This is a genomic window from Arundinibacter roseus, from assembly GCF_004348825.1.
GTDB lineage: Bacteria > Bacteroidota > Bacteroidia > Cytophagales > Spirosomataceae > Arundinibacter > Arundinibacter roseus.
In genome coordinates, this window is record NZ_SMJU01000006.1 from 26,384 (window position 1) to 39,573 (window position 13,190).

Genomic DNA, 13,190 nt, shown 5'->3' on the forward strand with positions numbered 1-13,190 from the left:
GTACAAGACAAAAATTTGTCAAACTTAAACAGTAAGGAAGATGAAAAAGATCGTGAGTTTTGTTTTTGCATTGGCAGTTGCCACCGGCACGGCGGTTTACTCAGCGCCGACTGAAAATGCCGTCATTGGCGTACAGGTAATTCAGGAAAAAGTTGAAGTAAAGGCAGAAGATTTGCCTGATCCGATAAAGAAACTTTTTAAGGAAGATGCCACCTATACGGGCTGGGAAGTAGTAAAAGCCTATCAGGTGCCCGGTCCCGGAGATTTGATTATGTACGAAATCCAGTTGAAAAAGGGCGAAGATGTGATGTCCGTCACGCTGGATAAAAGTGGAAATAAGGTCGTATAACCGTTCCCCTAACCCATAAACGAAGCGGTAGTATTTTCCTTTGGGGAGGTTGCTACCGCTTTTTTATTCTGGATAAAAAATTGGAGTTTTAAACCAATCGGAAAAGTGAGACTCTAAGGTTTTGAACTTATAAAAAATTACCATGAAAAAAGGAATTTTGCTAGTGGCCCTGATGGCCCTGTTAACTACTGCCAATGCCCAACGTGGCACCAGCAATGCAACACCGGAAGAGCGCGCCAAGCGTCAAACCGAACGAATGACCGAACAATTGGCCCTGACCGCCGGGCAGCAAGAGCAAGTATATACGCTTAACATGGCACAGGCAACCAAAATGCAGGAGTTGCGGGCGTCGCCGGATCGGGAGAAAATGAGAGAAGCTCAGGAAAAATTTTCGGCTGCTATTTCCGAAATTCTCACACCGGAGCAGCGGGTAGAATATAAAAAGAGAGAAGAGGAAATGAGAAACAACCGTCCTCAAAATGGACAAGGCGGCGGTGGTCGCTCTCGTGGACCGCAGTAAAACACAAAAAATCCCGGAGTCAAATCCGGGATTTTTCGTTTTTATGTGGTACAAATACCTCAACCTGCCTCGACCATTACAAGGCCGCTTCGGTTTTGAATTCGGAGGTATAGTGAAACTGAATATCGGGATTATTGTCACGATTCATGCGGATCATCCACTCCGACTCTGCCAGAAAAACTGGATTTTGGTCTTTATCAAATGCAATCTGATTTCCTTTCAGCCGGATGAATTCACTCATTTTCAGTTTATCATCTGCCGTTAACCAACAGGCTTTGGCGATATTCATGGGTACCCACCGACATTTAGCGCCATATTCGTGTTCAAGGCGATACTGAATCACGTCAAATTGCAGTTCCCCTACAGTTCCCACAATTTTCCGGTTGCCAAGTTCGAGCGTAAAGAGCTGCGCTACTCCTTCGTCCGTCAGCTGCTGAATTCCCTTTTCCAATTGTTTGGATTTCATCGGGTCGAGATTGATCAACTCCTTAAAAATTTCGGGAGAGAAACTGGGAATGCCTGAAAAATGAAAATTTTCTCCTTCGGTGAGCGTATCTCCAATCTTGAAATTTCCGGTATCGTATAGCCCCACTACGTCGCCCGGAAAACCTTCATCCAAAATACTTTTGTCAGAAGCCATGAACGTAAACGGGCTGGAAAAGCGTAAATCTTTATTGAGGCGGACGTGATGATAAAACTTTCCCCGCTCAAATTTGCCCGAACACACCCTGAAAAACGCAATGCGGTCGCGATGGCGCGGGTCCAAATTGGCGTGAATTTTAAAAATAAAGCCACTTAGTTTATTTTCAAGTGGATCAATCGGACGCAGGTCCGTAAGGCGAGGCTGCGGTGTTGGCGAAATCTCACAAAACGTATCCAGGAGTTCCTTTACGCCAAAATTATTGATCGCACTTCCAAAAAATACCGGTGCTAAATCTCCCTGATCGTAGGCTTCCTCCGAAAATGGATCATACACGCCTTCAATTAGTTCTACCTCTTCACGCAGCGTATCAGCGTCCCGTTGACCAAGGAGATGCGGCAGATTATCAGCGTCCAGGCCAATTTCCACTACATCTTCCTCCACTTTGGTTTTATTGATCCGAAAAAAGTACAGTTTGCTTTCATACATGCTGTACACGCCCTTAAACTGCGACCCCATGTTGATGGGCCACGTAAGCGGCCGCACTCTGATTTTCAGTTTTTCTTCCAGCTCATCCAGCAAATCAAACGGACTTTGTCCCTCGCGGTCAAGCTTATTGATAAAAATAATCACGGGTGTTTTGCGCATCCGGCACACTTCCATCAGACGCTCTGTCTGCTCCTCCACGCCTTTTACACAATCAATCACCAGAATTACGCTGTCAACAGCCGTAAGTGTCCGATAGGTATCTTCGGCAAAATCTTTGTGTCCGGGTGTATCCAGGATATTGATTAACAGATCTTTATATTCAAAAGTCATTACCGAAGTAGCCACGGAAATACCCCGTTGCTTTTCGATTTCCATAAAATCGGATGTAGCCGTTTTCTTAATTTTATTGGATTTTACCGCTCCGGCTGTTTGAATAGCACCGCCAAAGAGGAGCAATTTTTCGGTGAGCGTCGTTTTGCCCGCATCAGGGTGGCTGATAATGGCAAAGGTTCGCCGTTTTTTTATTTCGTTCTGATAACTCACAGGTCGGATTTGTGTCGAAAGTTTTGAATAATGGTACTGAAAAAGAAAATGTTACAGATACGTACGATCTGTAACATTTTGGGGGCAAAGGTACGAAAAATCAGGCTACTGTGGGAGTCCTCAATAAAACGATTGCTTGTAGTCTTCTACCGATGTCAGAATTACCTCGTAGGCTTCGTCGCGGCCATAGACGTTGGTTATTTCAATATGCGCGGGCTCACCGGGCAGATTTTTATAAGTCAAAAAATAGTGTTTGAGCCGCTCTACCACATTCGCAGGCACCTCACTCAAATCCTGATACGCCCCGTACACTTCGTCGCCTTTGAGCACGGCAATGATTTTATCATCAGCCTCGCCTTTATCAATCAGACGAATGCCGCCAATCGGGCGCGCTTCGCAGATAATATCTCCGTGAGAAATGATTTTTTCGCACAATACACAAATATCCAACGGGTCGCCATCGCCTTCGGTTACGTCCCTGCCGGAGCGTTCTGCGGCAAGAAGTGCGATTTTTTCAGCGCAGTAGGTCTTCGGAATAAAGCCGTACAAAGCCGGAACAATGTTGGAATATTTCTGAGGACGGTCAATTTTCAAATAACCCGTCTGCTTGTCAATTTCGTATTTTACAGTATCCGTAGGTACAATTTCGATAAAGGCTGTTACGATTTCGGGTGACTTATCACCGATCGGAATTCCATGCCAGGGATGCGCTTTATGCACGTTTGCGTTCATTTCGTTTGTTTTTGGTGTACTTGTTTGCCAAAGGCAAACTTGGTTTATTCAAATAGTTCCACAAAGTTAGCCCAACTGGAACGAATTACAACTCAGAAATGTCCAATTTCTGCCAGAATCATATTATCTCTTTGTTACCTTATGTAAATTAAAAATTCAGGAATAACTCCCCTCCATTTTTGGTTAAGTACGTCACAGTCAGTGAAGGAGAGTTTTTCAAATTTTTACGATTAATCAATCATCCAACGTTTGGTAAATCATGCGAATAAAGGTGGCTTCGCTCGTATCGTTTGATACGCCCTGCGTTTGTTTCATCAGCACAGCCACAATTTTTTCTTTGGGATCGGCAAAGTAATTTGTGTTAAAATATCCGCCCCAATTATACTTCCCAATGCTACCCATGCCCCGATTTTGTCCGTTTTGATTGACGACGCTAAATGCCAGGCTAAAATGTGACGGGCCGTTTTCGCCTCCGTAAAGTGTGCCAGTTTGGTTAGAAGTAGTAAGCAATTCGGTGTTGAAGCGGCTTAAAAAACGCCGACCGTTGTAGGCGCCGCCATTGACGAGCATTTGTAGAAAAGTGGCGTAATCTTTGGCCGTCGACGATAGCCCGGCTCCGCCCGAAAAGAAGCGTTTGGCACCTTTTCGTGGATAATCAGGATCATAAAAAGTTGTTGGAAACGGAATCCAACGACCATTTTCCGGCTTGTGAATCGTAACCAGGCGATCGCTTTTGGTCTCAGGCAAATAAAAATACGTATCCTTCATGCCCAAAGGTTCAAACAGATGTGTGCGCAAATATTCGTCAAAAGGCATGCCCGACATGATTTCTACAAAATAGCCCATCACATCCAACCCTTCGGAATACAGGTACTTTTCGCCCGGCTGATGATGCAGCGGCAGTTTGGCTAGTTTTTTAATGTTGTCACCAATTGACACGGATTCCGTGGTAAACAAGTCGACAATTCCGGCTTTGTGATACAACGCTTTGAACCGCTCGTCTGCGTCGATTACGCCATACCCAAGTCCGGAAGTATGATTGAGCAATTGCCGGATTGTGATTTCGGATTTGGCAGGTTCGGTTGTGTAGGTACTGTCCGAAAAACGGAAATTTTTCAATACTACCGGATTCCGAAATTCCGGAATATAGCGCGAAATCGGATCATCAAGTCCAAATTTACCTTCTTCGTACAGCATCATGACCGCAGTAGCCGTAATTGCTTTGCTCATGGAAGCAATTCTGAAAATGGCATCTTTCTGCATCGGTTTTTGGGAAGGTACATCCGCAAATCCATACGCCTGATGATACACGATTTGTCCGTTTCGGATCAAAATTGCGACAAGACCCGGTACTTTATTGTCAGTTACGATGTTTTTCAGGGCCATATCCAGCCGTTGCACACGCTCAGACGAAAGCCCTACCGCTTCTGGATTTTTGGCCTCCACCAGATTTTGATGGGGAATAGTGGTGGTTAATTTGGTTTGGGCAACGAGCGACGAGCCACTACTCAGAAGCGCACACAGGAGAAGGTATTTTAGTTTCATAGGTAGGTTTTTAGGAGATAAAGTAAAAAATACACCCAACTTAACGTCCGCCTTTTACTCCTTTCTGCATTTTGAGTAATGATTCGGAAGAGTTTTGGGTACTATCGTGGAGAAGCCACACAAAAACAGGGTCATCTCGGAACAATCATGTTCCGGATGGGCAGCCTAAGAATATGTACAGGAAAAAACGTTTTGTTATCGGTCCTCCTCCACATGAATTTGTGGCGAACCTACCTCCTGCGCAATTAAATATTCCCCCGTTTTGGAAATGGATTGTCGGGCAAGAAGCTCACCCAAAAATCCACCGAGAAAGAATTGAGAACCTACAATTATGACAGTTAACGCAATGAAAAAAAGCGGATTATCCGTAACATTCCGATACGGCTGATGTGAGTAAATGTTATAGATTTTTTCACCAATCAACCATAAGGTCAACATGGAACCGAAAAAAAACATGAGCGTTCCGAGGCTGCCAAAAAAGTGCATGGGCCTGCGACCGAATTTATTGACGAAGGCAATTGACAGCAAATCCAAAAATCCGTAAAGAAAACGTTCCAAGCCAAACTTGGTAGTCCCATACTTTCGGGCCTGATGCTGCACGACCTTCTCACCAATTTTATTGAAACCATTCCACTTGGCAATTACCGGAATGTAGCGGTGCATTTCTCCATAAATCAACACGCTTTTGACCACCTCCCGCCGATACGCTTTTAGGCCGCAATTAAAATCATGAAGATACACTCCTGAGATAGCACGCGTGGCAGCGTTGAACAATTTGGTGGGCAACGTCTTTGTAATCGGGTCATAACGTTTTTGTTTCCAACCCGATACCAAATCATATTTTTCCTGCGTAATGAGCCGGTAAAGTTCCGGAATTTCTTCCGGGCTATCCTGCAAATCAGCGTCCATCGTGATAATTACGTTGCCCAAAGCAGCCTGAAAACCCGTTTGCAGAGCGGCCGTTTTTCCATAATTTCGGGTAAAACGCATGCCTCTGACGTGTTTATTCCGCTGACCAAGTTCGCGAATGACTTCCCACGAACGATCTTTACTCCCATCGTCCATAAAAAGAATTTCGTACGTAAAATGATTTTCACGCATCACCTTCACGATCCAGTCGTGCAGCTCGGGAAGCGATTCGTCCTCGTTATATAGAGGAACAATTATAGAAAGTTGGATGGGGCTAATGGTCATCAGGCAATTAGAATATCAGGTAAAATTCCTGTAAAAGTTTGCGAAAAGCAACTGTGTAGGTTTTTCCATCAGGTTCGTAGAAACACAATTCACTTGCTTTAACAGCAAAATCCGGGCCTGCGTTAGAAACAAAAGTGGAAATAATACAGCCGGGCGCATGAGCGGCTGTGTGTCGGAGAGTTAGTTTTTCGGTCAAAGCCCAGTCTATCTCTAACGCATTGTTATACAATAGTTTACTCTCCTTTTCCGGCAAGAGAATTTGCCAATTTCCACCGGGTTTCAAGAGCCTCTTTATGGCCATTAACAAATCAGAAAATGATAAGGACTGAGCATGATGCGCACCGTTTATGGCCGAGTCGGGAGAACGTAAATCGGATTGAAAAAAGGGTGGATTTGTTACAATTACATCAAAAAAATAATCCGGACGAAAGTCCTGAATTGCCGTTGAAACAATTTCTATTCGAGAGGCAAACGGACTATTTTTTACATTTTCCTGTGCCTGCGAGGCGGCCACAGGATCAATTTCTACCCCGATGATCTGCGCCTGCGGATAGCGTTGCGCCAGCATGAGCGAAAGCAAACCTGTGCCCGATCCTATATCGAGCACGCGGATGTTTCCGACAGGTAATACTACCGACGCTCCAAAAACGCAGGCATCGGTACACACTTTCATGGCGCAAAGATCCTGCTCAATTTTGAACTGCTTGAACTGAAAATAGGAATTTCTTGCCATAAACAATTTATAGTGAACTATTTACGTCCAAAATCTGCCGGGTTTTCTCCCCAGTATTCGGTTTCCCATTTTAGTATTTTATTGGTGTAGCGGTTTTCTGCCAGCCATCGTTCGGCGCGTTGTAACAACTCAAAAACGGGTTTATTTCTCGGGGTCAATGCCAGTTTGGTATTGGCATGTTTGCGCTTTACCCAGGCCATTGCGGTTTTGGAATCGGTATAAATCGGCAGCTGACTTTGGTTGGTGTGTAAATACGCCAAACCGTGCACAATCGCCAAAAACTCGCCGATGTTGTTAGTGGCGTCTTTGAATGGTCCCTGCAAAAAAATGCGTTCGCCGGTCTTGAGATATACACCCTGATACTCCATATCGCCCGTAGCGGTATTCCAGGCGGCATCTACTGCAATGCTATCCAAATCGGGCTTTCCGATATGAATCGGCGGCACCTTGGTAACAGGCTGCTTTTGATCTTTTTTTGTAACGAATTCCCAATAGTTTCGCTGAATAGCTCGCTCGGCCTCCGGTAATGATTCAAACGATTTGAACCGGGCATCAGGATAGCCCTTGATTTGCGCTTCACACTCTTTCCAGTCAGTAAAAATGCCGGATTTATGACCTTCCCACACAACATAATATTTCTTTTTCTTTGCCATAGTTGCGCAAATAAAGCACTGCTTCGGGTTTTTCGGTAGTTTATTTGAATATTTGCAGGCAATTCTAACCTATGAACAAGTCCTCCCATGAAGACAGAATTTAAATACGCCGCCCTGCTTACTGTAAGTTTATTTCTTTGGCTATGCTTCGAATTTTGGATCGGCTTTCACGATGCATTTGTCGATTTTCTGCCACTTACCTCCGCCTTAACGATCCTGATTTGGGGAGTTTTGCTTTTTCTGGAAATAAAGGAAAAACAAAATTTGCCGGGAAATTCCGTTCGAACCTACGGAAAAGGTTTCAGAACGGCATTTCTGACCACAGTGTTAGCTGTGCCAATGCTGCTCCTGACCCGTTGGGTTTTCTACGACCTCATCAACCCCGATTTCTTCAATAATATCGTCATTAAAGGACGCGAATGGATATCGGTTTCGGCAAAAACGGAGGATAATTTCAATAATTCAGTCAAGATGATGGAAGATTTTTTTAAGATGAAAAATTACCAAACCATCGTTCTTGTACTCAATATAGCCGTTGGATTGCTCTTTTCTTTGATTTTGCCATTATTTACCCGAAAAAAATCAGCCTGATCAAGCGTGTTCTTCCCATACTTTGGCCAGTTCAACGAGTACCTCCACTGCTTTTTCCATATCCTGCACCGACACCCATTCGAGGCGTGAGTGAAAAGCGTGCTCACCGGCAAAGATATTGGGACAAGGCAGCCCCATAAACGAAAGCCGAGAGCCGTCTGTGCCTCCCCGAATGGATCGAAGTTGCGCATTGAGGCCCACACGCTGCATCGCTTCCATCGCATGCGTCACCACCTCTGGATTTTTGTCCAGAATTTCTTTCATGTTGCGGTATTGCTCGGTTGTTTGAATCGTGGCAGTAGATCCCGGATACCGGAGAAGAACCTGTTCCATGGTTTTTTTTAGCCATTCGTTTTTTTGCCGCAAACCAATAGTTGTAAAATCACGCAGAATGAAATCAATACGTGCCTGATCCTGACCACCTTCCAGATGAACGGGGTGAATAAAGCCCTCCTTTTCGTCAGTCGTTTCGGGCGACAGGCGGTCTTTGGGTAAAGCGGCTATAATGTCTGAGGCAATTTTCAGCGCATTTTCGAGTTTTCCTTTACCAAAGCCCGGATGCGTACTAACTCCCTGAATCTGAATGGTGGCCCCATCGGCCGAAAACGTTTCATTTTCGAGCGTCCCGACAGTTTCGCCATCCACCGTATAACCAAAAACTGCACCTAATTTCTCAATATCAACGTGTTCCGTTCCGCGGCCAACCTCTTCATCGGGTGTAAAAAGTATTCGAATGTTGCCGTGCGGAATTTCGGGATGCTTCATCAAAAACTCCGCCGCTGCCATAATTTCGGCGACACCCGCTTTGTTATCTGCCCCTAAAAGCGTTGTGCCGCTTGCCGTTACAATATCGTTGCCAAGTTGCCCGGCCAAATCGGGGTGTTCAGACAAACGGATTACCTGTGCAGGATCATCCGGCAGCACGAGATCTTCCCCCTGCCAGTTAGAATGCACAAGTGGTTTTACGTTGGTACCGGTAACATCCGGCGAGGTATCAACATGCGAACAAAAGCAAATAACCGGAACATCGGCCTTGGTACTTGTTGCCGGAATAGTTGCATACACATAGCCGAACGCGTCCAAATGAGCGTCCGAAATCCCCATTTCCTGCAACTCAACCACCAGTAAATTGCTCAAATCACGCTGTTTTTCGGTGCTTGGAAAACTCGTGGAAAATGGATCAGACTGTGTGTCGATGGCTACGTAGCGCAGAAATTTGGTTAAAACCGAAGACATGTGTCAAAGATAATGGTTACTTAATTTATGCAGAATATACAGGAAAACGAATCTAAAAAAGACTTGGGAAAATTATTTTTCTGCCAGAATTTTTGACAAATCCGCCGGAGAATACTTGATATTTTTAAGCGTTTTGTTGTCCGCACTTCGGTAAACAAGGTATTTGCCGTTGTCTTCTTTGAAATGACAATCCACTCCTTTTGCCTGATAATGTTCTACGGTTTCTTGGGCTTCTTCAATAGAGTTACAGGCTTTTGACATGTTGGAGCGCTGCACTTCGTCGAACAAATCCCGGAATTTTTCTCCCAAACCAAATTCAAGTACGGCACCGGAAAGTACATACTGCAAATCGCAGAGGGCATCGGCAACTTCCACGAGATCATTTTGAAGAATTGCCACTTCCAGTTCTTTCAGTTCTTCGGCCAGCAAAGCCACTCGCAACCGGCAACGCTCATCCGAAGGAATCATGGGCACCTCTAAAACAGGATGATGAAATGTACGGTGAAATTCGGCTACCTGATTGAGACTATCGAGAGATTTCATAGAGGAAAATAAAACGGTTTATAAAAAATTTACTTTGAAAAGTTTTACGGCAATTGCTATAAGAATGATGCCAAAGATACGGCGCAGCACGTCCATTCCCGCTTTGCCGAGCTTCCGCTCGATCCATCCTGAAGATTTCAGAACGAGATATACAAAGAATAAATTGACCACCACTCCGACCAGAATATTGGCTAATTCGTAGGTGGAGCGCAGCGATATAAGGGTGGTCATGGTACCCGCACCGGCAATGATCGGAAACGCAATGGGCACAATGGATGCCGACGACGTATCGACATCGTCGTGCTTGAAAATATTTCGTCCCAAAATCATTTCCAGGCCCAGCAAAAAGAGAATTAACGCACCAGCAGCGGCAAAAGAAGAGACATCTACACCAAATAAATTCAGAATTCTTTCCCCCAGAAACAAAAAGGAAATCATGATAAAACCCGCGACAAGGGTCGCTTTTTCGGATTCAATATGCCCTACCTTTTTCCGTAAATCCACAATAATCGGTACGGCACCGATGACATCAATTACCGAAAACAAAATGAGTGTAACCGATAAAATTTCTTTCAGGTTGAACATGTGCTACATGATTAAATGACGCCGCAAAGGTCAGGAATTGGCGTTTCTATCCCAAATAGTATTTTTGGAAACCAGAAAGAGTTCGTAAGGCTGTTAGCTAATCCAGAAATCCGTTGGGAATAAAATTGAGGAAAGAGTCAAAAAACTTGACGTATTTTTCATTGTCTACGCGGTAGAGGTAAGCGCCCTTTTTGGAGAAGCCCTTTTGCTTTTCTTCCAGCTTGATTAACAGGCCGGTAGAAAGGATTTTTCGGCTAAAATTCCGCTTGTCAAACTTAAAATCAAAAATCGCTTCGTAGAGTTTTTGTAACTGAGGGATGGTAAATTTATCCGGCAATAATTCAAAGCCGATGGGATGTTGTGTGGCTTTGTAGCGCAGTCGTTCAATGGCTTTTTTTACCATGTCGGCATGATCAAAAAGTAGCGTAGGTAATTCATGAATCGAAAACCACTGTGCTTCGTAGGTATGAGAAATAACATCGTCGTAGTCGGCAACGTTGATCAGTGCAAAGTACGAAACCGACACCGTACGCTCAATTGGATCGCGGTCAGGTTTCCCAAAAACATAGAGCTGTTCGAGGTAAACATCCTGAATTCCGGTCAGTTCAAAAAGGATTCGGGAAGCGGCATGTTCGGGGGCTTCATTGTCCTGCAACCAACCGCCCATAAGTGACCACGTGCCGTCATAAACTTCTACACCACGTTTGACGAGCAAAAGTTTGAGTTCGTCGCCGTCAAATCCAAAAATTATTGAGTCGAGAGCTACTAGACATTTCGTCTGAGCCCGGTATTGTTCAAGCATCCGATTGATCACGGGAGGGTAAATGGTTAAAGTTTTGGTTAAGTATTTGTTGAATTGTGTATAAAAGAAACACAGGAATCATTCTTTACTCAACCAGTGATTTTATCCGAACGCTGCAATACCTGCATGAGGCGGTCGCTGTCGTCGGTGGTGATTGCGGGGAAGTTGGCAAGGCGAAAAGTAGTTTTTTTCCAGGCACCGTAGCCGTTGCCCAGGGTGATTTCGGCAGCCTGCGCTTTGGCTTTTATCATCCGAATATTTTCTTCTGAATCCTGCGCGACTACTACCGTAACGGCTTGTACCTCGGGTAGACCTACGAGTAATTTGTAGCCATTTTCACGCAAAAAATTATACCAAATTTCAGCCCGTTGATGAAGAGATGTACTTATTTTCTCAATCGGGCTGCGCTCCTGCATGCAGCGTTTGAGTAAAAAAATCCCTAGCGTATTGGGTGTAAACGGGGTTTGGAATTGCTGAAAATTACTGCGGATAAACAGCAAACTATTGTAATGATTTTGCTCATTCAAAGCCTGAGCCCGCTCAATTGCCAGCGGTGAAACAATTAGAATCCCCAGGCCGGACGGCAGGCCAAAGCATTTTTGTACGGAGGCAAACCATACATCTGCCAGCAGCCACGGCAGCGCCTCGCCACCCATCGACGACGTCGCGTCTACGGCAATGAGTCCGGGTTGATTTTTGCGTAGTTCAGCCAAAAAGGGAAGAGGTAGAGCGGTACCGTTTGACGTTTCGGTATGAGTTACACAAAGCACTTCGGCTGCGGGCACGTGCGCAGGGTCAGGCGGGAAATCGTTGAATCCAAAAAGTTGCCCGGTCGTAGCAGGATGAAGCCGTTGAGCGTACTCAAACCATTTTTTACCAAAAGCGCCATTGTATACATGATGACTCGCCTGTTGCACCAATGACTGCGAAATTATTTCCCAGCATTCGGTGGCAGAAGATGTTAAGTAAACTTCGTAACCATCTGGAATGGAAAGCTTTATTCGCAATGCCAGAAGTGTTTCTTCGAGCATTGCCATAAACGCCGTAGAACGATGATTTGCACTCAGCAAACCCGATTGAAAGGCTTCCTGCAAATGCTGCTCTACCTGTGCATGAAGTTTGGATGGACCAGGATAAAATGTCAGATTCATCTACAAATATAGCCCTTCTTCATCAAAAGGGACATCCTGCCAGGTTCCTGCCACCAAAACCCGCAACGTTTTGAAGCCAGCCTGTTTGAGTAGAAGAGCCGTGCGGGAAAGTTTGGCCGTAATTTCTGAGGGAGCGTGGCTATCTGAATTGATCATCACCGGAATCTTTCGCTCCTGTACTCGTTGCAACACGGACAATCCCGGATAGGTAGCGAGGTTTTTCTTATAAAGACCACGGGTATTTACTTCCAGCACGCAATCTGTTTGGGCCAGTAGCGTCAGCGTTTCGTCGATTTCTGCCTGATACCAGGGTTCGTTTTCGTCGTACAGGCTGTTGCGCAGGTTATGAATTTTTATTTTATCCAAATGCCCCAAAATATCCGGCGCATCCGTCTCAATCATTTGTCGGATGTGCTCGTAGTACAGATGAATCACCTTCCTTATGTCTCCTCCGTGCACTTCTACCAACCCTTTCATGAATTTCTCGGTTGAGCCATCAATTTCCCAGGGCTCGCCTTGCTCGTTAAGTCCGAGGTAATGTACTGAGCCAACCGTAAAATCAAGGCGCGAAGCGTACGTGGACGGACCGCTGAAACCAGGCAAAAAATCAACTTCCAGCCCCACGTAGAGATCGATTTGGTCGGCAAATTCTGCTTGAAGTGCCCGGGTTTCTGACAAGTATTCTTCGAGCCTATCTGCCTGCATACTCCATGCATTTGGAAAATGAACCGGCCCATGCGAAGAAAACCCAAATGCACGAACACTCTGACGAAGCGCGGCTTCTACCTGCTCCCGGGGCGATTCTACACCGTCGCAATAGTGGCTGTGGCTGTGATAATTAGTCCAAGAATCAGGCATGAGAAGGGTTTTAGAATGAATAAAGT

The 13,190-nt window shown here is 45.1% G+C and carries 15 protein-coding genes; 3 read left to right on the top strand and 12 right to left on the bottom strand.

All coding sequences use genetic code 11. The annotated features are described in order from the left end of the window. Positions 1-40: 40 nt before the first annotated feature. Together EZE20_RS10130 and EZE20_RS10135 are read left to right on the top strand one after the other, a co-directional pair. Entirely contained in the window at positions 41-349 is a 309-nt protein-coding gene (locus EZE20_RS10130) for a hypothetical protein (protein WP_132117178.1), read from the top strand. A 142-nt stretch (positions 350-491) separates the two neighbouring features. Continuing rightward, a complete protein-coding gene (locus EZE20_RS10135) occupies positions 492-869 on the top strand; it encodes a DUF4890 domain-containing protein (protein ID WP_132117180.1) in 378 nt (125 codons plus the stop codon). A gap of 76 nt (positions 870-945) precedes the next feature. Here EZE20_RS10135 and EZE20_RS10140 read toward each other — a convergent pair whose 3' ends face one another. The 6 genes from EZE20_RS10140 to EZE20_RS10165 all read right to left on the bottom strand — a co-directional run bounded on the left by EZE20_RS10140 (position 946) and on the right by EZE20_RS10165 (position 7,398). After that, on the bottom strand, positions 946-2,541 hold the full coding sequence (locus EZE20_RS10140) for a peptide chain release factor 3 (protein ID WP_132117182.1): 1,596 nt from the start codon (positions 2,539-2,541) through the stop codon (positions 946-948). 120 nt (positions 2,542-2,661) lie between these two features. Then, positions 2,662-3,273 carry an inorganic pyrophosphatase gene (locus tag EZE20_RS10145; protein WP_132117184.1) on the bottom strand — a complete coding sequence of 204 codons (612 nt, stop codon included), beginning with the start codon at positions 3,271-3,273 and terminating at the stop codon, positions 2,662-2,664. A gap of 234 nt (positions 3,274-3,507) precedes the next feature. Further along, on the bottom strand, positions 3,508-4,818 hold the full coding sequence (locus EZE20_RS10150) for a serine hydrolase domain-containing protein (protein ID WP_132117186.1): 1,311 nt from the start codon (positions 4,816-4,818) through the stop codon (positions 3,508-3,510). 195 nt (positions 4,819-5,013) lie between these two features. Next, a complete protein-coding gene (locus EZE20_RS10155) occupies positions 5,014-6,012 on the bottom strand; it encodes a glycosyltransferase family 2 protein (RefSeq protein ID WP_132117188.1) in 999 nt (332 codons plus the stop codon). Between the two features lie 7 nt (positions 6,013-6,019). Then, complete coding sequence (locus EZE20_RS10160) at positions 6,020-6,745, bottom strand: tRNA1(Val) (adenine(37)-N6)-methyltransferase (protein WP_228713674.1); 726 nt, start codon at positions 6,743-6,745, stop codon at positions 6,020-6,022. A 17-nt stretch (positions 6,746-6,762) separates the two neighbouring features. Further along, complete coding sequence (locus EZE20_RS10165; RefSeq protein ID WP_132117190.1) at positions 6,763-7,398, bottom strand: ribonuclease H1 domain-containing protein; 636 nt, start codon at positions 7,396-7,398, stop codon at positions 6,763-6,765. Positions 7,399-7,485: 87 nt separating this feature from the next. On the opposite strand from EZE20_RS10165, the gene EZE20_RS10170 reads away from it, so the two are divergent. After that, positions 7,486-7,989, top strand: coding sequence for a DUF4199 domain-containing protein (locus EZE20_RS10170; RefSeq protein WP_132117192.1), 504 nt, complete (start codon positions 7,486-7,488; stop codon positions 7,987-7,989). Here the strand turns inward: EZE20_RS10170 and pepT are convergent, their stop codons facing one another. From pepT to EZE20_RS10200, 6 genes are all read right to left on the bottom strand, one after another. After that, the gene (gene pepT, locus EZE20_RS10175) at positions 7,990-9,225 is read right to left on the bottom strand and encodes a peptidase T (RefSeq protein ID WP_132117194.1); all 1,236 of its coding nucleotides are present in this window, start codon (positions 9,223-9,225) and stop codon (positions 7,990-7,992) included. Positions 9,226-9,297: 72 nt separating this feature from the next. Continuing rightward, positions 9,298-9,768: a pyrophosphohydrolase domain-containing protein gene (locus EZE20_RS10180; RefSeq protein WP_132117196.1), complete on the bottom strand. Its 471-nt coding sequence runs from the start codon at positions 9,766-9,768 to the stop codon at positions 9,298-9,300. 18 nt (positions 9,769-9,786) lie between these two features. Further along, positions 9,787-10,353: a MarC family protein gene (locus EZE20_RS10185; RefSeq protein ID WP_132117198.1), complete on the bottom strand. Its 567-nt coding sequence runs from the start codon at positions 10,351-10,353 to the stop codon at positions 9,787-9,789. Between the two features lie 97 nt (positions 10,354-10,450). Next, a complete protein-coding gene (locus tag EZE20_RS10190) occupies positions 10,451-11,155 on the bottom strand; it encodes an NUDIX hydrolase (protein ID WP_199879894.1) in 705 nt (234 codons plus the stop codon). Between the two features lie 89 nt (positions 11,156-11,244). Beyond that, on the bottom strand, positions 11,245-12,306 hold the full coding sequence (locus EZE20_RS10195) for an aminotransferase class V-fold PLP-dependent enzyme (RefSeq protein ID WP_132117202.1): 1,062 nt from the start codon (positions 12,304-12,306) through the stop codon (positions 11,245-11,247). Continuing rightward, the gene (locus tag EZE20_RS10200) at positions 12,307-13,164 is read right to left on the bottom strand and encodes a histidinol-phosphatase (RefSeq protein WP_132117204.1); all 858 of its coding nucleotides are present in this window, start codon (positions 13,162-13,164) and stop codon (positions 12,307-12,309) included. Positions 13,165-13,190 lie beyond the last annotated feature (26 nt).

Bases quoted from the DNA above. Each gene is read 5' to 3' on its own strand.
- EZE20_RS10130 (WP_132117178.1), top strand. From the start codon at position 41: ATGAAAAAGATCGTGAGTTTTGTTTTTGCATTGGCAGTTGCCACCGGC.
- EZE20_RS10135 (WP_132117180.1), top strand. From the start codon at position 492: ATGAAAAAAGGAATTTTGCTAGTGGCCCTGATGGCCCTGTTAACTACT.
- EZE20_RS10145 (WP_132117184.1), bottom strand. From the start codon at position 3,273: ATGAACGCAAACGTGCATAAAGCGCATCCCTGGCATGGAATTCCGATC.
- EZE20_RS10150 (WP_132117186.1), bottom strand. From the start codon at position 4,818: ATGAAACTAAAATACCTTCTCCTGTGTGCGCTTCTGAGTAGTGGCTCG.
- EZE20_RS10155 (WP_132117188.1), bottom strand. From the start codon at position 6,012: ATGACCATTAGCCCCATCCAACTTTCTATAATTGTTCCTCTATATAAC.
- EZE20_RS10160 (WP_228713674.1), bottom strand. From the start codon at position 6,745: ATGGCAAGAAATTCCTATTTTCAGTTCAAGCAGTTCAAAATTGAGCAG.
- EZE20_RS10165 (WP_132117190.1), bottom strand. From the start codon at position 7,398: ATGGCAAAGAAAAAGAAATATTATGTTGTGTGGGAAGGTCATAAATCC.
- EZE20_RS10170 (WP_132117192.1), top strand. From the start codon at position 7,486: ATGAAGACAGAATTTAAATACGCCGCCCTGCTTACTGTAAGTTTATTT.
- pepT (WP_132117194.1), bottom strand. From the start codon at position 9,225: ATGTCTTCGGTTTTAACCAAATTTCTGCGCTACGTAGCCATCGACACA.
- EZE20_RS10180 (WP_132117196.1), bottom strand. From the start codon at position 9,768: ATGAAATCTCTCGATAGTCTCAATCAGGTAGCCGAATTTCACCGTACA.
- EZE20_RS10185 (WP_132117198.1), bottom strand. From the start codon at position 10,353: ATGTTCAACCTGAAAGAAATTTTATCGGTTACACTCATTTTGTTTTCG.
- EZE20_RS10190 (WP_199879894.1), bottom strand. From the start codon at position 11,155: ATGCTTGAACAATACCGGGCTCAGACGAAATGTCTAGTAGCTCTCGAC.
- EZE20_RS10195 (WP_132117202.1), bottom strand. From the start codon at position 12,306: ATGAATCTGACATTTTATCCTGGTCCATCCAAACTTCATGCACAGGTA.
- EZE20_RS10200 (WP_132117204.1), bottom strand. From the start codon at position 13,164: ATGCCTGATTCTTGGACTAATTATCACAGCCACAGCCACTATTGCGAC.